Source organism: Streptomyces sp. SYSU D01066-1, assembly GCF_054956795.1.
The window spans coordinates 182,261-201,421 of the sequence record NZ_JBUDHV010000003.1 but is presented as its reverse complement, the minus strand read 5'-3'; the positions used below and the strand labels follow the sequence as shown (position 1 = coordinate 201,421).

General features: G+C 73.7%; 17 protein-coding genes. 5 read left to right on the top strand and 12 right to left on the bottom strand.

Translation table 11 applies throughout. The features are described 5' to 3' along the window. Positions 1-9: 9 nt before the first annotated feature. Complete coding sequence (locus tag ACY1JF_RS04610; RefSeq protein WP_462703657.1) at positions 10-2,493, bottom strand: alpha-L-arabinofuranosidase C-terminal domain-containing protein; 2,484 nt, start codon at positions 2,491-2,493, stop codon at positions 10-12. 144 nt (positions 2,494-2,637) lie between these two features. On the opposite strand from ACY1JF_RS04610, the gene ACY1JF_RS04605 reads away from it, so the two are divergent. After that, on the top strand, positions 2,638-3,111 hold the full coding sequence (locus ACY1JF_RS04605) for a DUF6314 family protein (RefSeq protein WP_462703656.1): 474 nt from the start codon (positions 2,638-2,640) through the stop codon (positions 3,109-3,111). Here the strand turns inward: ACY1JF_RS04605 and ACY1JF_RS04600 are convergent. From ACY1JF_RS04600 to ACY1JF_RS04590, 3 genes are all read right to left on the bottom strand, one after another. Continuing rightward, positions 3,108-3,683: a histidine phosphatase family protein gene (locus tag ACY1JF_RS04600; protein WP_462703655.1), complete on the bottom strand. Its 576-nt coding sequence runs from the start codon at positions 3,681-3,683 to the stop codon at positions 3,108-3,110. The two genes, ACY1JF_RS04605 and ACY1JF_RS04600, sit on opposite strands and share 4 nt — an antisense overlap. 71 nt (positions 3,684-3,754) lie before the next feature. Beyond that, a complete protein-coding gene (locus tag ACY1JF_RS04595) occupies positions 3,755-4,195 on the bottom strand; it encodes a GNAT family N-acetyltransferase (RefSeq protein WP_462703654.1) in 441 nt (146 codons plus the stop codon). A gap of 40 nt (positions 4,196-4,235) precedes the next feature. After that, entirely contained in the window at positions 4,236-5,684 is a 1,449-nt protein-coding gene (locus ACY1JF_RS04590) for an aminotransferase-like domain-containing protein (protein WP_462703653.1), read from the bottom strand. On the opposite strand from ACY1JF_RS04590, the gene ACY1JF_RS04585 reads away from it, so the two are divergent. Both ACY1JF_RS04585 and ACY1JF_RS04580 read left to right on the top strand, forming a co-directional pair. Then, positions 5,683-6,603 (top strand): DMT family transporter, encoded by a 921-nt coding sequence (locus ACY1JF_RS04585; protein ID WP_462703652.1) that lies wholly within the window; start codon positions 5,683-5,685, stop codon positions 6,601-6,603. The genes ACY1JF_RS04590 and ACY1JF_RS04585 overlap by 2 nt on opposite strands. A gap of 79 nt (positions 6,604-6,682) precedes the next feature. Beyond that, a complete protein-coding gene (locus tag ACY1JF_RS04580) occupies positions 6,683-6,877 on the top strand; it encodes a DUF1918 domain-containing protein (protein WP_462703651.1) in 195 nt (64 codons plus the stop codon). A gap of 6 nt (positions 6,878-6,883) precedes the next feature. Here ACY1JF_RS04580 and ACY1JF_RS04575 read toward each other — a convergent pair whose 3' ends face one another. Continuing rightward, positions 6,884-8,149, bottom strand: coding sequence for a glycoside hydrolase family 10 protein (locus tag ACY1JF_RS04575; RefSeq protein ID WP_462703808.1), 1,266 nt, complete (start codon positions 8,147-8,149; stop codon positions 6,884-6,886). Between the two features lie 182 nt (positions 8,150-8,331). Here ACY1JF_RS04575 and ACY1JF_RS04570 point away from each other — a divergent pair, with 182 nt between their 5' ends. Next, positions 8,332-9,204 carry a 3-hydroxybutyryl-CoA dehydrogenase gene (locus ACY1JF_RS04570; protein ID WP_462703650.1) on the top strand — a complete coding sequence of 291 codons (873 nt, stop codon included), beginning with the start codon at positions 8,332-8,334 and terminating at the stop codon, positions 9,202-9,204. A gap of 192 nt (positions 9,205-9,396) precedes the next feature. Further along, on the top strand, positions 9,397-9,654 hold the full coding sequence (locus tag ACY1JF_RS04565) for a hypothetical protein (protein WP_462703649.1): 258 nt from the start codon (positions 9,397-9,399) through the stop codon (positions 9,652-9,654). Positions 9,655-9,679: 25 nt separating this feature from the next. Here the strand turns inward: ACY1JF_RS04565 and ACY1JF_RS04560 are convergent, their stop codons facing one another. The 7 genes from ACY1JF_RS04560 to ACY1JF_RS04530 form a co-directional block, all read right to left on the bottom strand. Continuing rightward, positions 9,680-10,225 (bottom strand): NUDIX hydrolase, encoded by a 546-nt coding sequence (locus tag ACY1JF_RS04560; RefSeq protein ID WP_462703648.1) that lies wholly within the window; start codon positions 10,223-10,225, stop codon positions 9,680-9,682. A 132-nt stretch (positions 10,226-10,357) separates the two neighbouring features. After that, the gene (locus ACY1JF_RS04555; RefSeq protein WP_462703647.1) at positions 10,358-11,698 is read right to left on the bottom strand and encodes a transcriptional regulator; all 1,341 of its coding nucleotides are present in this window, start codon (positions 11,696-11,698) and stop codon (positions 10,358-10,360) included. 280 nt (positions 11,699-11,978) lie between these two features. Further along, positions 11,979-13,025 (bottom strand): PP2C family protein-serine/threonine phosphatase, encoded by a 1,047-nt coding sequence (locus ACY1JF_RS04550; RefSeq protein ID WP_462703646.1) that lies wholly within the window; start codon positions 13,023-13,025, stop codon positions 11,979-11,981. A 161-nt stretch (positions 13,026-13,186) separates the two neighbouring features. Then, a complete protein-coding gene (pheT, locus tag ACY1JF_RS04545) occupies positions 13,187-15,781 on the bottom strand; it encodes a phenylalanine--tRNA ligase subunit beta (RefSeq protein WP_462703645.1) in 2,595 nt (864 codons plus the stop codon). Then, positions 15,781-16,902 carry a phenylalanine--tRNA ligase subunit alpha gene (pheS, locus tag ACY1JF_RS04540; protein ID WP_462703644.1) on the bottom strand — a complete coding sequence of 374 codons (1,122 nt, stop codon included), beginning with the start codon at positions 16,900-16,902 and terminating at the stop codon, positions 15,781-15,783. The genes pheT and pheS overlap by 1 nt, the downstream gene beginning before the upstream one ends. Before the next feature lie 164 nt (positions 16,903-17,066). Continuing rightward, positions 17,067-18,212 carry a sensor histidine kinase gene (locus ACY1JF_RS04535; RefSeq protein WP_462703643.1) on the bottom strand — a complete coding sequence of 382 codons (1,146 nt, stop codon included), beginning with the start codon at positions 18,210-18,212 and terminating at the stop codon, positions 17,067-17,069. A 50-nt stretch (positions 18,213-18,262) separates the two neighbouring features. Further along, the gene (locus ACY1JF_RS04530) at positions 18,263-19,108 is read right to left on the bottom strand and encodes a TrmH family RNA methyltransferase (protein WP_462703642.1); all 846 of its coding nucleotides are present in this window, start codon (positions 19,106-19,108) and stop codon (positions 18,263-18,265) included. Between the last annotated feature and the right edge of the window lie 53 nt (positions 19,109-19,161).

The window sequence follows — 19,161 nt, the reverse complement described above, 5'->3', positions numbered from 1 at the left end:
TTTGCGGGCTCAGCGCCGCCTGATCCGCAGGAAGGTGACGGAGTTCGCCGGGAAGGTGTACGTGAACTCTGCCGCGACCCCCGAGAAGGTCGACGTCACCGGCGTGACCGGGGTGTCCGTCTCGGTGTTCACCGCGTCCTGGCCGGCGGCCAGGGTGGTGACCCGGGCCCGGGAGGCGACCTTCGCGCCGCCGAGGTCGACCGCCGTGCGGGCCGCCGCGTCCTGGGCGTTGACGACCTTGACGATCAGGTCGCCGGTCCGCTCGTCCTCGGTGACGATCTGCCGGAACGGCTCGGCGGGCTTGTCGTCGGTGAAGGAGCCCCACTCCTGGCCGTCGAGGTGGAGGGTGACCTGGCGGCCCCGGACCTCGATGTCGATGTCGTAGGCGCGGCCCGTCTCGACCGACCCCGCCTTGGACAGCAGCGTGGACTTGCCGCCGTCGACGGCCTGCTCGACGGCGGACCGGGTGTTGTTCCAGCCGCCCAGGTTCCACCAGTAGTAGTTGCCGGTGTCCTTGACGCCGAAGGCGACGAGGAAGCCCTCCTTGCCGGACTTCTTGGTGGCCTTCACGTGCAGGTCGTAGTTCTGCCAGGCCGGGTCGCCCGCCGTGACCAGGGTGTTCTCGGCGGTCTCGTCGCTCTGCACGTACTGCCCGTCCTGGACGCTCCAGTTGCCGGCGCCGCCCTGGGTCCACCGCGACGCGTCACCCGAGAAGTCGTCGCTCAGCAGCTCCGTCCCGTCGGCCGACGTCACCCGCACGTCGTCGTAGGCGGCGCTGGTCGCCCACGTCGACAGGCCGACGGCGCCGGTGATCGGGCCGCTGACGTCCGGGGTCGTGGTGGCCGTCGAGGGGACGACCCGGTCGCCGGTGTTGTTCATGAACAGCTTCTGGACCTCGTAGTTCGCCGAGTTCCAGGAGGCCCGGTTGTTGAACCAGATCATGTCCGGGCTCCACTGCACGTAGTCCTCGTTGGCGAGCAGCGGGGCGTAGGAGGCGAGTTTCACGATGTCCGCGTTGCGCTCCAGGCCGGTCATGTAGGCCGCCTCGGCCAGGGCGTTCTTCCAGGCGTTGCCCTGGGAGGCGTACTCGCCGAGGAAGACGGCGGGGCCGTTCCTGTCGTAGCCGTCGTAGCGGTCGTTGTTCTGGAGGAACCAGCGCGGGCTGTTGTAGTAGTGCTCGTCGACCATGTCGACGCCGGCCTCGCGGTTGAGCTTCCAGGCAGTGTCGAAGGTGGTGCCGGAGTCGTCCGGACCGGAGTTGGAGATGACGGTGACGTCCGGGTACTCCGCCTCGACGGCGGCGCGGAACCGCTGGAAGTTGGCGAAGAACCGCTCGGGCAGGTTCTCCTCGTTGCCGACCGCGAGGTGGGTGAGGCCGAAGGGCCTGGGGTGGCCCATCTCGGCGCGCACCTTGCCCCATCGCGAGGTCGCCGGGCCGTTGGCGAACTCGATGAGGTCCAGGGTGTCCTGGACGTGCCGCCTCAGCAGCGCCTCGTCGTCGGTGGCCTGGTTCTGGCCGCAGCCGGTCACCAGCGCGGGGACGACGGGCAGCGGCATGGCGCCGATGTCCTCGGCGAAGCGGAAGTACTCGTAGTAGCCGAGGCCGTAACTCTGGTTGTAGCCCCAGAAGTTGGCGTTGGTGGCGCGCTCCTCGACCGGGCCGACGGTGTCCTTCCACTGGTAGGCGCGCTTGCGCTGGTAGCCGCTCGCCTCGCTGTAGTCCTCCATCGAGCCGGTGTTGACCAGGCAGCCGCCGGGGAAGCGCAGGAAGCCGGGGTGCAGGGCCTCGATCTTCTCGGCGAGGTCCTCGCGCAGGCCGTTGGGCTGGTGCCGGTAGGTGTCGCGGGGGAAGAGGGACACCATGTCGAGGGCGGCGGCGGAGGTGGTCGCGACGGTCAGCCGGCCCCGGTCGCTGGTGCGGGTGGCGGTGAAGGTGGCGGTGTACTTGCGCCAGCCGCCCTCCGCGGCGACCTGGCGGGCGCGGGCGAGGGTGCCCGCCGCGTCCTCGAGGCCGACGGTGAGGGTGGTGCCGGACTCGGCGCGGGCCCACACCGAGAAGTCGTACTTCTCGCCCCGCTCGACGCGGATGCCGGTGTTGTAACCGGCGTTGCTGACGGACGAACCGGCGCCCAGCCTCAGGTAGTTCCGGTTGCGCTCGTTGAGCCGCCCGGCGTCGTCCACGACCTCGGCGGTGCCGTCGGCCGTCCAGGAGGTGAGCGGGGTGTACGCGGTGTTGTCGGCGGTGGAGTACTCGAAGGACCGGTTCTGCACCAGTTCGGCGTAGAGGCCGCCGTCGGCCGCGCGGTTGATGTCCTCGAAGAAGACGCCGTACATCGTGGAGTCGATGGCCGCGCCCGCGGCGGCCGGGTCGACGGTGATGGCGTAGTCGGTGACCGCCTCGGCGTGCGCGGGGACGGGGATCAGGACGGTGGCGGTCAGGAGGGCCGTCGTGGTCAGACCGAGTCTGAGACGGCCGCGGTGCCTGCGTGACATGGATACTCCGCGGCTCCGACTGGACCGGGTCCAGTCTTTTTCGAAATATCGGACATTGGTCAGCACTTCGAACGGCAAGATAGGGAGGTGACCGGGCAGCGTCAATGGGCCGCGCAACGACGGGCGGGGTGGAGGAGGATTTCGGTGGACGAGTTCTGGCCGGTGCCCGATGTACTGGCCCATCTGGCCGGGAGCTGGCGGGTGGAGCGGTCGGTGCGGGATCTCGCGGGCGGCGAGGAGGGGCACTTCGAGGGCGTGACGGTGTTCCGCCCGCCGGCAGACGGCGCTGGCCTGCTGCACCTGGAGTCGGGGGCGTTCACCTGGCGGGGGGTGACCCGGCCGGCCGAGCGGACGCTGCGGTTCCTGCCGGGCTCCGCGCCCGGCACCGCAAACGTGCGCTTCGCCGACGGCCGCCCCTTCCACGACCTGGACCTGACCACGGGCCGGTACGTGGCCGACCACCCCTGCGCGGCCGACCTGTACCGCGGCGAGTTCACCGTCCAAGACCGGGACCGCTGGCGGACGGTGTGGCGGGTGGCCGGCCCGGCGAAGGACCTGCTGCTGACGACGGAGTACGTACGCGAAGCCCGCCAGGGTCCGTCCGACGGGGAACTCTAGGGACCGGCCCCGAACCGCACCACCCACCGCCCCGCGCCCCCGGTGAGCGTGGCCGTCGCCAGGGGGTGGACGGCGATGTTCCAGTACGTCGCGGGCGGTGCGCCCAGGGCGTACACCAGGGCGGCGCGGATCACGGAGGGCTCGGCCACGGCGACGACGCGGTCGCCGTCCCGGGCGGGCCGGGTGTCGAGCCAGCCGCCGACGCGGCCGATGAAGCCGAGCAGCGACTCCCCGCCGTGCGGGGTGGCCCGGGCGTCGCTGAGCCAGGCGTCCACCGCCTGCGGTTCCCGGGCCATCGCCTCGCCCGGGGTCAGCCCGCGCCAGCGACCCATGTCGCAGTCGCGCAGGGCGGGTTGGACGAGCGGGGTGTAGCCGAGCCCGTCGCCGGTGGCCCGGCTGCGGGGCGTCGGGGAGCAGTAGCGCAGGTCGGCCGCCGCGAGCGGCAGCAGACCGGGGGCGGCGCGCTGGACCTGCTCCCAGCCCTCCCGGTCCAGCGGCCGGTCGTCCTCGAACCGTTCCGCGCGCGGGGGTGAGCCGCGGGCGGCCGCGACGAACGTGACGCGAAGCGACATGCGCCGATCGTCGGCCCGCGCCGTACCCGGGTCAAGGGGTGTCACCCGGGGTCGACGAAGGTGACCGGGGCTCACTGACCGAAGGCGAGCAGCATCCACTCCTCGGGCTTGTCCAGCGGCGTGAAGCCGAGCCGCGCGTACACACCGTGCGCGTCCCGGGTGGCGAGGACGATCCGCCGCAGCCCGTACGGCCGCAGGTGCTCGCGCACGGCCGCCGCCATCGCGGTGCCGATCCCCTTGCCGCGCACCGACGGGTCGACGTACACGTCGCACAGGTACGCGAAGGTCGCCCGGTCGGTGACCACCCGGGCGTACGCCACCTGCTTCCCGGACATCGCGTCGTAGACACCGAAGTTGAGCGATCCGGCGATCGCCCGGTCGTGCTTGTCGCGGGGGCGTCCGGGCGCCCAGTACGAGTCGGTGGACAGCCAGTGGTGCACGCGGTCGGCGTCGAGGCGGGCGGGGTCGGTGGAGATCTCGTAGCCCTCGGGCAGGGGCGGGGTACTGGTCATGCCGGGAGGTTCGCAGGACGGGGCGCCGGACGTCGAGCGGTTATCCGCCGGGCACCTCGTCCAGGGCGGCCCGCAGCCGCCGCACCCCCTCGGTGATCTCCGCCGCGCCCGCCACCGCGGCGAAGCTCAGCCGCAGGTGGCCGGCGGGCGGTTCGGCGCTGAAGTAGGGGCGGCCGGGGGCGAGCGCGACGCCCGCGCGCAGGGCGGCGGCGGTCAGCGCGGCCTCCCCCGTGCCGTCGGGCAGCCGCAGCCAGAGGTGGTAGCCGCCGGACGGGACGTGCGGGAGGGCGAGTTCGGGCAGGCGCAGCCGCAGCGCGGCGGTCATCGTGTCCCGGCGGGTGCGCAACTGGGCCGAGACCGCCCGCAGATGGCGTGGCCAGGCGGGTGAGCCGACGAGTTCGAGGGCGGCCTCCTGGAGCGGGCGCGGCACGAAGAAGCTGTCGACGACCTGGATGGCCAGCAGCCGCTGGAGCACCGGGCCGCGGGCGGCCAGCGCGCTCACCCGGAAGCTGGGCGAGGCGGCCTTGGTCAGCGAGCAGACGTGGACCACCACGCCGTCCGGGTCGTCGGCGGCCAGCGGCGGCGGCAGCGGCCCGGCGTCCTCGTGCACCAGCCGCCGTACGAAGTCGTCCTCGATCACGAACGCGCCCGCCTCGCGGGCGATGCGCAGCACCTCGCCGCGCCGGGCGGCGGAGAGCACCGCGCCGGTCGGGTTCTGGAACAGGGGCTGGCAGACGAGGACGCGGGCGCCGCTGGCCCGGAAGGCGTCGGCGAGATGGGCCGGGCGGACCCCGTCGGCGTCCACCGGGACCGGGACCGGGCGCAGTCCGGAGGAGCGCGCGACGGCCAGCAGGCCGGGGTAGGTCGGCGACTCGACGAGGACCGGCGCGCCCGGCGGAGCGAGCGCGCGCAGCGCCGTGGTCAGCGCGGCCTGGCCGCCGGCGGTGACCAGCACCTCGGCGGCCGTGACGGGCCCGCCGGGTCCGCCGATGGCGCGCGCGAACCACTCGCGCAGCTCCCACAGCCCCTCCACCGGTGGCCGGCCCCACGCGCCGGGCCGCCGGCCGGCCCGGGACAGGGCGGCGGCCAGCGCCCGTTCCGGCTGGAGCGAGGGGTGCAGGTAACCGCCGTTGAACTCGATGACGCCCGGTGGCGGCGCGGCCAGCGACGCGAGGACCCCCGAGGCGTCCACCGAGCGCGGTACGAGGTCGGTGGCGCCGTCCGCGCTGAGCGCGACCTCCTGCCAGGAGGTGTCCCCGGCGGACGGGGCCGGGGCGTGCCGCTCGGCGCGGAAGGCGCCGGCGCCGGGCCGGGTGACCACCAGCCCCTCGGCGGCCAGCCGCGCCAGGGCCCGCGAGACGGTCACCGGGCTCACCCGGAACCGTTCGACGAGGGCCCGGCTCGACGGCAGCTTTCCACCAGGCGAGTAGCGGTTCAGCTCCTGCCGCAGCAGATTCGCCAGCTCGTCCACACTGCTACGCTCTTGCATGAGAGCACAGAGTAGCGCTACCGGTACGGCGGCGATAGCGGTCGGGGGCCCGGCCAAGGCATCCACGGCGGCGGGCACCCTCCAGGCCGCGCTCGGCGTCGTCGCCTTCTCCCTCACCTTCCCCGCCACCGCCTGGGGCCTGGAGGGGTTCGGCACCTGGACCCTGGTCGCCGTGCGCAGCGTCCTCGCGGCCGCGATCGCGGCCAGCTGTCTGCTGGGGCTGCGCGTACCGCTGCCGGACCGCCGGCACTGGGCGGGGCTCGCGGTCGTCGGCGCGGGCGTGGTCCTCGGCTTCCCCCTCCTGACCACGCTCGCGCTGCGGACCTCGACCACCGCGCACGCCGCCGTCGTGGTCGGCCTGCTGCCGCTGACCACCGCCCTGCTGTCCGCCCTGCGCACGGGGACCCGCCCCTCGCGCACGTTCTGGGGCGCGGCGCTGGTGGGCGCGGCGGCCGTGGTCGCCTTCACCGTGCAGCAGAGCGGCGGGGCGCTGACGGCGGCCGACGCGTATCTGTTCGCGGCCCTGCTGGTGTGCGCGGCCGGGTACACCGAGGGCGGCCGGCTGGCCCGGGTCATGCCGGGCTGGCAGGTGATCGGCTGGGCGCTGGTGCTGTGCCTGCCGCTGACGGTGCCCGCGACGGCGGTGGCGCTGTCCCTGGAGCCCGTCGAGCTGACCGCGCGCGCTGTGACCGGGCTGCTGTGGGTCGCGGTGGGCTCGCAGTTCCTCGGTCTGGTCGTCTGGTACCGGGGCATGGCCGCCATCGGCATCCCCAAGGCCAGCCAGTTGCAGCTGGCGCAGCCGCTGCTGACCCTGGTGTGGTCGGTGCTGCTGCTGGGCGAGCACCTGCCGGTGGCCGCGCCGGTCACGGCCGTGGCGGTGCTGGTGTGCATCGCCGTCACCCAGCGGGCGCGGGGCTGACCGGGTCTCCACCTGGGGCGCATCGCCGTAGACTCGACAGCACGGACCGCTGCCCCGCGACGGTGAGGAGGCCGCGCCCATGCGTGCGAACATCGGTGACCAGCTTGTCCAGCACGGCAGGGTGGTCGGACAGCAGGACAAGAAGGCCGAGATCGTCGAGGTGCTGGGCCGGGCGGGCACTCCCCCGTACCGCGTCCGTTTCGAGGACGGGCACGAGGCCGTGTGCTCACCCGGCCCGGACACCGAGATCCGGCACCGGCAGACCCAGCTGTAGGAGCGGTCAGCGGGTGGTGCGCGCCGGCTGCCCGTAGTGGTCGGCGGCCACCCGCGACATCGCCCCGACGGGATCGGCGGCCACGTCCCGCGCGCCGAAGAAGACGTGCCCGCGCACCTGCGGGTGGTCCCCGGCCAGCGTCAGGTGACGGGAGAGTTCGTCCGTCTCCTGCCAGGCCGCGGGCTGCGCCTTGTCGCCGGCCTTGTAGAGCGCCTCGCCGATGTACAGCTCGGTGCGGCTGCCCGCGGCGGTCGCGGACCACCAGGACAGCAGCTCGGCGTAGTCGGCGACGGCCATGCCGATGTGCCAGTACAGCTGCGGGACGATGTAGTCGATCCAGCCCTCCCGCACCCATGTGCGGGTGTCCGCGTACAGGTCGTCGTAGGTCTGGACACCGCCCTGGGTGCGCGAGCCGCGGGGATCGGTGGTGGCGTTGCGCCACACGCCGAAGGGGCTGATGCCGAACCGCGCGGCGGGGCGGACCTTCTTCACCCGGGCCGCCGTCTCCCGCACCAGCCGGTCGATGTTGTCCCGCCGCCACGCGGCCTTCGACTCGAACCCCCCGCCGAAGGCGGCGTAGGTCTTCTCGTCGCCGAAGCTCTCCCCGGCCACCGGGTACGGGTAGAAGTAGTCGTCGAAGTGGACGCCGTCCACGTCGTACGCGCCCACCGCGTCGAACATCGCGTCCTGCACGAAGGCGCGGACCTCGGGCAGCCCCGGGTCGTAGTACAGCTTCCCGCCGTACGGCACCACCCAGCCGGGGTGTCTGCGGGCGGGGTGGGAGGCGGCCAGCCTGGACCGGTCGGTGTGGTTGGCGACCCGGTAGGGGTTGAACCAGGCGTGCAGTTCCAGGCCGCGCGCGTGCGCCTCGGCCACGGCCGTGCCCAGCGGGTCCCAGCCGGGGTCGCGGCCCTGGACGCCGGTCAGGCACTCCGACCACGGCTCGTACGCGGAGGGCCACAGGGCGTCGGCGGCGGGCCGCACCTGGAAGAAGACCGTGTTCAGGCCGTACCTCACCGCCGTGTCGAGGTACTCGACCAGGTCCTCGCGCTGCTCGGCGCCGGACAGTCCCGGCCGGGACGGCCAGTCCCGATTGGCCACGGTGGCCAGCCACATGCCCCGCATCCCGGTCGTGCCGGCGGCCCCGCCGCCCCCGGCGGCCCCCTCCGCCGCGCCCGCGCCCCGGCTGCCCGGTGCCGACGAGGCACGCGGCGCCATCGTGAGGGCGGACACCGCCGCCATCGCGAACGCCCGGCGTGACAGCCGGCGCACGGGAAGACTCATGAAAGACCCCAAAGCGCTCCGGATCCGCTCGGTCACGGATCGTTCCAGGGGCACAGCATGCCCGACCCGGAGGACCGATCGACGTCACGGCGAGGGTAACGTGCACGATCGGAGCAGACGCCGGGACCCCCGGCACGCTGCCGGTGCCGTAGGACAGCGAAAGGGACGATGTGACCGTCTTCTCGGGAGATATCGCGCGCGTCGGCGTGGTCGGCTGCGGTCAGATGGGTGCGGGCATCGCCGAGGTGTGCGCCCGCGCCGGTCTGGAGGTGATGGTCGCCGAGACCACCGGGGAGGCCCTGGAGATAGGCCGTACCCGGCTGTTCAACTCGCTGGCCAAGGCCGCCGAGCGCGGGAAGATCACCGAGGAGGAGCGGGAGGCCGCGCAGGCCCGGCTCGGCTTCACCACCGACCTCGGCGAGTTCGCCGACCGTGATCTGGTGATCGAGGCCGTCGTCGAGAACGAGCAGGTCAAGACGGAGATCTTCCAGGTCCTCGACCAGGTCGTCACCCGCCCGGACGCGATCCTCGCCTCCAACACCTCCTCGATCCCGCTGGTCCGCCTCGCGGTCGCCACCTCGCGGCCCGACCACGTGATCGGCATCCACTTCTTCAACCCGGCCCCGGTGCAGCGGCTGGTCGAGCTGATCCCGGCGCTGACCACCTCCGAGGGCACGCTCGGCCGGGCCCAGCTGTTCACCGAGAAGGTGCTCGGCAAGCACTCCATCCGGGCCCAGGACCGCTCCGGCTTCGTGGTCAACGCGCTGCTGATCCCGTACCTGCTCTCCGCGATCCGGATGTTCGAGTCGGGCATCGCCAGCCGCGAGGACATCGACAACGGCATGGAGCTGGGCTGCGCCCATCCGATGGGCCCGCTGAGGCTGTCCGACCTGATCGGCCTGGACACCGTCGCCTCGGTGGCCTCGTCGATGTACGAGGAGTACAAGGAGCCGCTGTACGCCGCTCCCCCGCTGCTGCAGCGGATGGTCGACGCGGGGCGGCTGGGCCGCAAGAGCGGCTCCGGCTTCTACTCGTACGGCTGAGCGGGCACTGGCTCCGAGTGGGCCCGGCGCTCGGCCGGGGCGCCGGGCCCACCGCTTTCACACACCGTGTGCGCGCCGGGCTCGCATATGCCCCGCGCACACTCTCCCCGCGCGCCCCCGCGGACGGTTGACTCGGTACGCGCACGCGAGGAACGCGTGCGCGCTCGACCGATCACGGAAAGGAGCGGTTTCGTGACCGCCGATCCCGAGCAGCCCGTCGTGAACGGAGAACTGGCCGACCTGCGGCGCCGGCTCGACGTCGCCTACGCCCGCGTCGAGGGCGGACTGACGCTGCTCAGCCACCGTACCGAGGAGACCGCCAAGACGGTGGACGAACTGAGCACCCGCCTCACCGTCCTGGAACACGCCCGCTGGCCGCTGCCCTCGATCGCGGCGATCACGGCCGTGGGCGCGCTCGTCGTGGCCGTCTGGCAGGCCTTCGGCCGCTGACGGCCCGAGGAGCGGCGCCGCGGGGTCAGGGCGTGCCGTCCTGCCCGAGCCTGAGGTGGTGCAGGAGCAGCAGGGCGGCCGCCATGCCGGCGGCCGGCACCTCCCCGCGCGCGACCATGTCGGGCACGAGCTTGAGGGGCACCCACTCCCGGCGGTCGGACTCGAAGTCGTCCACCGGGTGCCCGACGTACTCGCCCTCCTCGGCCCAGTAGATGTGGTGCCGGGCGTCGGTGAGGCCGTTGGACGGCTCCACGCTCATCAGGTGCCGCAGGGGGCCCGGCCGCCACCCCGTCTCCTCCTCCAGTTCCCGGGCCGCCGCCTGCGCGACGTCCTCGCCGTCCTCGACGACACCGGCCGCCAGCTCCCAGCCCCAGCTGTCGGTGATGAAGCGGTGCCGCCACAGCAGCAGCACCTCGTTGGCCTCGTTGACCACCGTGGCCACGGCGACCGGGCGCATCCGTATGAGGAAGTGGTCCAGATGCCTGCCGTCCGGCAGTTCGACGTCCGCGAGATTGACGCTGAACCAGCGGTTTGAGTACACAGTCCGCTCATACCGTTTCGTCCACTGCACGGTTATGCCACCTTTCGTTGAGTGGGTGGCAATATGGCAGCCGACTCAAGGGGGCAGGAGGCGCACGGCCGCCGTGCGCGGGGCGATGACGGGCACTGCGTGCCGTTTGGGGGTGCACTCGGGGCACCGGGGTCACAGCGGTACGCGCAGTGCCCCGTCGATGAGTTCGGCGGCCTCGGCGGTGCCCGCGCAGCCGCTGCGCACCAGGTGCTCGCGCACCGCGCGGAGTCTGTCGCGCAGCCGCTGGGACTCCATGCCCCGGGCCTGTTCGGTCATCCGCACGGCCGTCGCCACGGCCTTGTCGGCGTTTCCCTGCCGCAGCTCGATCGTGCTGAGCATCGCCAGCCGGTGCACCCGTCCCCGGTCGTGCGCCGGGGTGTCGACGGCCGCCGCGGCGTGCTCGGCGGCCGCGGCGACCTCACCGAGGCTGAGGAGCGCCTCGGCCACCTGCACGTTGACCAGCCCCGGCTGCACATAGCCGGTCTCGTCGGGCTCGCGCCCGCGCCGGATGCGGTCGGCGGCCTGCTCGGCCCGCCGGATGCAGGACAGGGCGCTGGTGCCGTCACCGAGGTGGGCGTACGCCTTGGCCTGCATCGCGTACAGGTCGGAGGCGAGCGCCGGGGTGATGTGCCGCCCCGCGGTGCGCAGCGCGGCCTCGGCGAAGGCGACCGCCTGGCGGTACTCGCGCAGATGGAGCGCCTGGTTGACGAGGAGGGCGATGATGTACGCGCCCAGGCCCCGGTCGCCGCTGGCCTTGGCGAGCCTGAGGGCCTGGTGGAAGTAGCGCTGGGCCAGGCCGTGCGCGTCGGAGTCGTAGGCGCAGATGCCGGCCACCGCGACCAGGCCGCCGGTGGCCCGGTGCAACTGGCGGCCGGTGGCGTCGGTGTAGCTGCCGCGCAGCAGCGGGGCCGCCTCGGCGTTGAGGAAGCCGACGATCCGCGCGCGCGTCGCCACGCCGCCGGCCTTGCGGTACATCTGCTCGTAGTGGGCCCGGGCCGAGCGCAGCATGTCCAGGTCGGCCGGGGTGACCGGGTGCCGGCCGCCACGGGAGACGTCCACGTCCTCGGGCGGGTTCTCCCACTCCCACACCGGCATCACGGCGGGGGTTCCGGTGAGCGCCGGCGCGCCGAGGACGTGCGGACGCTGCTGCTGGTCGGAGCGCCACAGCGCGGTGGCGCGCTCGACGAACCCGGACAGCGAGCCGGTGTGCGGGGCGGCCGGCTCGCCGGGCACGCCGAGGCCGATGTCGTCGAGGGTGACCGGGCGCCGCAGCCGGGCCGCGAGCACCTCGCAGATCAGGTCGGGCACCTGGCCGCGCGGGCGCTGCCCCTTCAGCCACCGCGCCACGGCGGTGTGTTCGTACCGCAGGGCGAGCCCGCGGCCCCGTCCCGCCTGGTTGACGTGTGCGGCCAGACCGGCGTGCGAGATGCCCGCCTCGTCCAGGATCGCGTCGAGCAGAGTGTTGGGCTGCATGTCGGGCCCCCGGTGGCTCGGTGTTGTAGAGAGTAGTGGGTCTGTCTTCACACGGGGTGTGAACCGAGTACGCGAATCCGTACCGTGTGCGCGCTGTCGCGGAGCGTTCCCGCCCGCTTGACTGGAACACCTCTTCACAGAGGCCGGTCGGGCCGCCGGCTCCCCCTCGTACAGTGCGGTGGCCCGTTGCCGCGCCGCCCGCCCGGCCGTCTGCCCGACATTCCGTGGCGGGGCGGGCGGCGGGCGCCGGCTCAGGAGAGCGAGTCGGCGCCATGCCGGGTCAGGAGAGCGAGTCGGCGCCATGCCGGGTCAGGGACACGTCGTCGAGGGGGCGGGTGCCGTCGCGGTGCAGCATCAGCAGGGCGACGTCGTCGGGCGGGCTGCCGTGGGTGTGGCGCACGAGCGCGGCCAGGACCCGGCGCAGTACGGCCCGGGGGCACAGCGGCCGGTCGCGCACCGCGTCGGCCAGGGTCTCCCGCAGGGGGAAGAACCGGCCACGGCCGTCCCGGGCGTCCTCCGCGCCGTCCGTGTGGAGCAGCAGGGCCTGGCCCGGCAGCAGCCGCCCGTGCCGCTGGGCCGTCAGGTCGTCGGGGAGCGGGAAGAGACCGAGCGGCGGCAGGGGGTCGGTCCGGGCCAGCGGCGCGGTCCCGGCGTCGGTGATCAGGCAGGGCCAGGGATGCCCGCAGTTCAGCGTCCGCACCTCGCCGTCGGGCCCGATCTCCAGCAGCAGCACGGTGACGAACTCCTCGCCCACCGTGCCGTCGCGGGCCCGCTCGCCCACGTGCCGGGCGAGGGCGCGGTCCAGGCGGCGCAGGATGTCGCCGAGCTCCTCCCCCTCGTGCACCGCCTCGCGGAAGCAGCCGAGGACGGCGGCGGCCGTGCCGACGGCGGCGAGGCCGTGCCCCCGGGCGTCGCCCATCACCACCCGCACCCCGTGCTCGGTGCCGACCACGTCGTACAGGTCGCCGCCGATCGCGGCGCCGCGGTCGGCGGAGAGCTGGGCGGCGGCGACGTTCAGCCCGCCGATCCTCGGAGGCAGCGGGCGCAGCAGCGCGCTCTGCGCGACGCCCGCGATCCGGCGGGCCTGCCGCAGCTCCCGCAGCAGGGTCTGCCGGATGTGCAGGACGAGCCCGGTGCCGACGGCGAAGAAGACGGCGCTGGAGACGAGCCGGGCACCGAGCCCGCCCTGTTGGGCGAGCGGACAGGCCAGCTTGTACGTGAGGGCGGTGGCGCCCCACGCGGCGGGCAGCCCGAGCGCGAGCACCCGGTGTAACGGGCTTCGGCGCGGGCGGGTGGACGGACCGGTGAAGGTCCGGATGCAGATCATGCCGTGGGTCCCCCAGTCAGGCCCAGACAGCTCGGACCGGCCCCGAAGGACCGGTCCGATTCTGTCGACGACATGGCCGAGAAGGGCCATACCATCCGGGTTCATCACCCATATGAGTGATCGGGCTGAAATTGCCCGATCAGGGCGGGGAAGGCGGGTGCCTAACCCCGCAGCACCGCCCCGGTCCGCTCCCCGGCGAGGGCGACCGCCGCGTCCCTGGCCGCCGACGCCTCGTCGACCGTCAGCGTCCGGTCCGCCGCCCGGAACCGCAGCGCGTACGCCAGCGACCGGCGTCCCTCGCCGAGCTGCTCCGCGTTGTCGTACACGTCGAACAGCCGGATGGACTCCAGCAGTTCGCCCGCGCCCTCGCGCAGCGCCGCCTCGACCTCGGCCGCCGGGACCGCCGCGTCGACGACGAGGGCGACGTCCTGCGTGGCCACCGGGAACGTGGAGATGCCGGGCGCCTGCGGCGTGTCGTTTCCGGCCCGCAGCAGGAGGTCGAGGTCCAGCTCCGTCGCGCAGGTGCGCGCGGGCAGCCCGAGCGTCTTCAGCACGCGCGGGTGCAGCTCGCCGGCGTGGCCGATGACCTGCTCGGTGCCGTCGACGGCGACCGCCAGCTCGGCGCACCGCCCCGGGTGCCACGGCCCGTACTGCCCCTTGCGGACGACCAGCTCGGCGCCCGCCTCCCGGGCGACGGTCCGGGCGGCCTCCACCGCGTCGGCCCACCCGGCCGGGCGGCCCGCGCCCCACCAGCCGGCCTGCTCGCGGGCGCCGGCGAGCACCACGGCGACGTGCCGCGGCTGGTCGGGCAGCGCGGCGTCCAGCGCGGCGAGGTCCTCGTCGCCGGGCCGCCGGTCGACGGGCAGGGCCGCGGCGGTCCGCTGCTCCTGGCGCGGCCGGAAGACCAGGCCGGTCTCGTACAGCGCGAGGTCGTGGGTGCCCCGGCCGTCGTTGCGGCGCAGCGCGCCGAGCAGGCCCGGCAGCAGCGTGGTCCGCAGCGCGGGCTCCTCGTCGCTGAGCGGGTTGACCAGCTTCACCACCCGGCGGGCCGGGTCGTCGGCGGCCAGGCCGAGCTGGTCGAAGACCTTCTCGCTGACGAACGGGTAGCTGAGCGCCTCGACGTAGCCGGCGCCGGCCAGCGCCCGGCCGACGCGGCGGTGCAGCCGCTGCCGGGGGGTCAGACCGCGCCCGGCGGGCGGCTTGGGCAGCGTGGCGGGCAGGTTCTCGTAGCCCTCCAGGCGGATGACCTCTTCGGCCAGGTCGTTGGGGTCGGTGAGGTCGGGCCGCCAGGACGGCACGGTGACGAGCAGTTCGTCCTGCCCGCCCGCCGCCCGGCCACCACTCCCCGACGACGCGTCCCACGCGGCGGAATTGCCGTACACGTCGCAGCCGACCTCCTGGAGGCGGCGTACGACGGTCTCGCGGCCGTAGGTGACGCCCGCGACCTTGTCGGGGTGGTCGGCCGGGAGGGTGATGGTGCGCGGCGCGTGCGGGGCGCTGATCTCGGTGACGCCGGCCTCGGCGGTGCCGCCCGCGAGCAGCACCAGCAGGTCGACGGTGCGCTGCGCGGCGGCGGCGGCGGCCTGCGGGTCGACGCCGCGCTCGAAGCGGCGGGACGCCTCGGAGGAGAGCTTGTGGCGGCGGGCGGTGCGCGCGATGGAGACGGCGTCGAAGTGAGCCGCCTCGATGACCACGTCGCTGGTGGCGTTCCGGGGGTCGTCGTGGTCGGCCACCTCGGTGTCGGCGCCGCCCATGACACCGGCCAGCCCGATCGGGCCGCGGTCGTCGGTGATGACCAGGTCCTCGGCGTGCAGGACGCGCTCGGTGCCGTCGAGGGTGACGATCCTCTCGCCCTCCGCGGCCCGGCGCACGCCGATGGTGCCCTGGACCAGGGAGCGGTCGTAGGCGTGCAGCGGCTGGCCCAGCTCCATCATCACGTAGTTGGTGACGTCGACGGCGAGCGAGATCGGGCGCATGCCGACCTTCTGGAGCCGGCGCTGGAGCCAGATCGGGGAGCGCGCCTCGGGGCTGAGTCCGGTCACCGTGCGGGCGGTGAAGCGGTCGCAGCCGGTGGGGTCGGCGATCTTCACCGGGTAGCCGTAGGCGTTCGGCCCGGGTACGTCGAGCAGGGCCGGGTCGCGCAGCGGCAGGCCGTAGGCGATGGCGGCCTCGCGGGCGACGCCGCGGATGGACAGGCAGTCGCCGCGGTTGGCGGTGACGGCGATGTCGAGGACCTCGTCGACCAGTTCCAGCAGCTCGATCGCGTCCCGGCCGACCTCGGTCTCGGGCGGCAGCACGATGATGCCGTGGCTGCCTCCCCCGGACTCCGTCCGGGGGGACCCCCAGTCGCCCATGCCCAGCTCGTCGCTGGAGCAGATCATGCCGTGCGAGACCTTGCCGTAGGTCTTGCGGGCGGCGATCGAGAAGCCGCCGGGCAGGGTGGCGCCGGGGAGGACCACGACGACCTTGTCGCCGACGGTGAAGTTCCGGGCGCCGCAGACGATCTCCTGGGGCTCACCGGTGCCGTTGGCCCGGCCGACGTCGACGGTGCAGAAGCGGATCGGCTTCTTGAAGCCCTCCAGCTCCTCGATGGTCAGCACCTGGCCGACCACCAGCGGGCCCTTGAGGTCGGCGCCGAGGTGCTCGACGGTCTCGACCTCCAGGCCGACCGAAATCAGCTTGGCCTGCACGTCGCGGCCGGTCTCGGTGGCCGGCAGGTCGACGTACTCCCGCAGCCAGGAAAGCGGGACCCGCATCAGATCTCCATCCCGAACGGCCGGGTGAACCGGACGTCACCCTCGACCATGTCTCGCATGTCTTCGACGTTGTGGCGGAACATCGCCAGGCGCTCGATACCGAACCCGAAGGCGAAGCCGCTGTACTTCTCCGGGTCCACGCCGCAGGCGGTCAGCACCCGGGGGTTGACCATGCCGCAGCCGCCCAGCTCGATCCAGCCCTCGCTGGAGCAGGTGCGGCAGGGGCGGTCGGGGTTGCCGACGGAGGCGCCCTTGCAGACGTAGCAGACCATGTCCATCTCGGCGGACGGCTCGGTGAAGGGGAAGAAGTTGGGCCGCAGCCGGGTCTTCATCTCCGCGCCGAACAGCGACTGCACCATGTGGTCGAGGGTGCCCTTGAGGTCCGCCATGGTCAGCCCCTCGTCCACGGCGAGCAGCTCGACCTGGTGGAAGACCGGGGTGTGGGTGGCGTCCAGCTCGTCGGTGCGGTACACGCGGCCGGGGCAGATCACGTAGACCGGGGTGCCGCGGCCGAGCAGGGAGCGGACCTGCACGGGCGAGGTGTGGGTGCGCAGCACGACGCCGGACCCGGCGCCGCCCTGGGGGCCGGCCACGAAGAAGGTGTCGGCCTCGCCGCGGGCCGGGTGGTCCGGGCCGATGTTGAGGGCGTCGAAGTTGAACCACTCGGCCTCCGCCTCGGGGCCCTCGGCGACCTCGTAGCCCATGGCCACGAAGATGTCCTCGATGCGCTCGCAGAGCGTGGTGAGCGGGTGGCGGGCGCCGGCCGGTACCCGGTCGTAGGGCAGCGTGACGTCGACCGCCTCCTCGACCAGCACCCGGGCGTCGCGCTCGGCCTCCAGTTCCGCCTGACGGGCGGCGAGGCCCTTGCTGACGGCACCGCGGGCCTGGCCGACGCGCTTGCCGGCCTCGGCCTTGGCGTGCGGGGGCAGGGCGCCGATCTCACGGTTGGCCAGCGCCAGCGGCGAGGCGCCGCCGGTGTGGGCGACCTTGGCCTCCTGGAGCGCGTCGAGGGAGTCCGCGGCTGCGAAGGCGGCGAGCGCCTCGTCCCGCATGCGCTCGATCTCTTCCGGTTTCAACGCCTCGACCTCGACAGGGTCGTACGACTTATTCGGTGCCGACATCTCTTCCCGTGCTTCCGATTGTCCCCCAGCTGACGCTGGGAGGTGCCCCCTGGCGGATGGTCCCCGTCCCGACTCGGGGACGTGTCGTCCCTGGTACGGGGACGCGAAGGTGCCAAAGGCCGAGTCTAACGGGGTGGCGGAACGCGAAGGCGCCCGCGGGCCGCTCAGCCGAGATAGGCCGGAGCGCCCACGGGCAGCGTAAATCGGAACTCGGCGCCGCCCCGCGGGCCCCGGCCGACGGTGACGGTGCCGCCGTGGGCCTCCACGATGCCCTTGACGATGTAGAGCCCGAGGCCGGTGCCGCCGCGCTTGCTGCCCCGCCAGAAGCGGGTGAAGACACGGTTCATGGACTCCTCCGGGATGCCGGGCCCCTCGTCGCTCACCGTGACCGACGTGCCGGTCTCCTCCCCTTCGCGGGGGGACGGCGCGGGCGTGATGTCAATGGTGACGGTTCCCTCGCCGTGGCGCACGGCGTTTTCGATGAGGTTGCTGAGCACCTGGTCGACCTTGTCGGGGTCGGCCCACAGGTCGGGCAGCGGCTGGGCGAGGCGGAGCAGGAACCGGTCGGCGCTCTGGCCCGCGGCGACGTACGCCTGGATGTGCCGGCCGACGGCGGCGCCGATGTCGACGGGCTGGCGGCGCAGTTCCAGCCGGCCGGAGTCGATGCGGGAGATGTCGAGCAGTTCGGCGATGAGGCGGGTGACGCGGTCGGCGTCGGCGTCGACGGTCTCCAGCATCAGCCGTTTCTGGTCGTCGGTGAAGCGCTCCCACTTGGCGAGCAGCGTGGCCGTGAAGCCCTTCACCGAGGTGAGGGGGGAGCGCAGTTCGTGGGCGACGGTGGCGATCAGTTCGGCGTGGCTGCGCTCGGTGCGGCGGCGGGCCTCGGTGTCGCGCAGGGTGACGACGACGCGGCGGACGGGGCCGGTGGGGCGGGCGCGCACGTACCGGGCGGAGACCAGGACCTCCCGGCCGCCGGGCAGCAGCAGGTTGCGCTCGGGCTGGCGGTTGCGGATGGCGAGGCCGCCGTAGGGGTCGGTCAGCTGCCACCAGCGGCGGCCTTCGAGGTCCTCCAGCGGGAGGGCCTTCTCCAGGCTCTCGCCGAGCGCCTCGGCGGCGCGGCGGGCGGTGACGCGCTCGGCGGCGGCGTTGAAGCGGATCACCCGTCCGTGCTCGTCGGCGACGACGAGGCCGTCGGGCAGTTCGTCGGGGTCGATGCCGGTGTCCTGTCCGCCGCCCTCGGGTTCACCGGGCCGGGGCGCGGGCGGGCGCCCGGTCCGGCGTGCTCCCGGTGCGCTGCTCGTGCCGACCATCCCCGTACCCCACCTCTCCGCCACACCGGGGTCCCGAGTGGGTCACCCTACTAGCCCCCGGTGACGGAACGGCACCCTCCGGCGGCGCGCTGTGCTCGCGCCGACGCGTAGAGACATACGGCGGCGGCGGTGGCGAGGTTCAGGCTCTCGGCCTTTCCGTGGATGGGGACGCGCACGACGGCGTCCGTGAGGGCGCGGGTCTGTGCCGGGAGCCCCCACGCCTCGTTGCCGAACACCCAGGCGGTGGGCCCGCCCATGGTGCCGGCGTCCAGCTCGGCGTCGAGGTCCGCCTGGCCCGCCCCGTCGGCGGCGAGCACCCGCACGCCGGTCTCGCGCAGCCCGGCGACGGCGCGCTCGACGGGGACGCCGACGGCGACCGGCAGGTGGAACAGGGAGCCGACGGAGGCCCGTACGGCCTTGGGGTTGTACAGGTCGACGGAGGCGTCGGTGAGGACGACGGCCTCGGCGCCGGCGGCGTCGGCGCACCGCAGCACGGTGCCGGCGTTGCCGGGGTCGCGGACGTGGGCGAGGACGGCGACCAGTCTGGGGCGGGCGGCGAGCACGTCGTCGAAGGGGGTGTCCACGAACCGGCAGATCCCGACCAGTCCCTGCGGGGTGACGGTGGTGGAGATGTCGGCGATCACCCGCTCGTCGGCGAGGTGGACGCGGGCCCCGGCGGCGCGGGCCTCCCCGACGATGTCGGCGTACCGCTCGGCGGCCTCCACGGTCGCGAACAGCTCGGTGAGCGTCTCCCCGTACCCCGCCGCCTCCCGCACGGCCTGCGGCCCCTCGGCGAGGAACAGCCGCTCCTTGCTCCGGACGTTCCGCTTGGCCAGCCGCCGGGCGGCCGAGACGCGGGGAGAGCGAGGAGAGATCAGCTCGGGAGCAGCAACCATGTCGACTTACCTTCGGCGAGATGCCCTGGGGCGCGGGGAACGGTGCGGTCAAC

Coding starts and splice junctions, on each gene's coding strand:
- ACY1JF_RS04550 (WP_462703646.1), bottom strand. CDS start 13,025: ATGATCTGCATCCGGACCTTCACCGGTCCGTCCACCCGCCCGCGCCGA.
- pheT (WP_462703645.1), bottom strand. CDS start 15,781: ATGCGGGTCCCGCTTTCCTGGCTGCGGGAGTACGTCGACCTGCCGGCC.
- ACY1JF_RS04610 (WP_462703657.1), bottom strand. CDS start 2,493: ATGTCACGCAGGCACCGCGGCCGTCTCAGACTCGGTCTGACCACGACG.
- ACY1JF_RS04530 (WP_462703642.1), bottom strand. CDS start 19,108: ATGGTTGCTGCTCCCGAGCTGATCTCTCCTCGCTCTCCCCGCGTCTCG.
- pheS (WP_462703644.1), bottom strand. CDS start 16,902: ATGTCGGCACCGAATAAGTCGTACGACCCTGTCGAGGTCGAGGCGTTG.
- ACY1JF_RS04595 (WP_462703654.1), bottom strand. CDS start 4,195: ATGACCAGTACCCCGCCCCTGCCCGAGGGCTACGAGATCTCCACCGAC.
- ACY1JF_RS04580 (WP_462703651.1), top strand. CDS start 6,683: ATGCGTGCGAACATCGGTGACCAGCTTGTCCAGCACGGCAGGGTGGTC.
- ACY1JF_RS04600 (WP_462703655.1), bottom strand. CDS start 3,683: ATGTCGCTTCGCGTCACGTTCGTCGCGGCCGCCCGCGGCTCACCCCCG.
- ACY1JF_RS04585 (WP_462703652.1), top strand. CDS start 5,683: ATGAGAGCACAGAGTAGCGCTACCGGTACGGCGGCGATAGCGGTCGGG.
- ACY1JF_RS04535 (WP_462703643.1), bottom strand. CDS start 18,212: ATGGTCGGCACGAGCAGCGCACCGGGAGCACGCCGGACCGGGCGCCCG.
- ACY1JF_RS04555 (WP_462703647.1), bottom strand. CDS start 11,698: ATGCAGCCCAACACTCTGCTCGACGCGATCCTGGACGAGGCGGGCATC.
- ACY1JF_RS04590 (WP_462703653.1), bottom strand. CDS start 5,684: ATGCAAGAGCGTAGCAGTGTGGACGAGCTGGCGAATCTGCTGCGGCAG.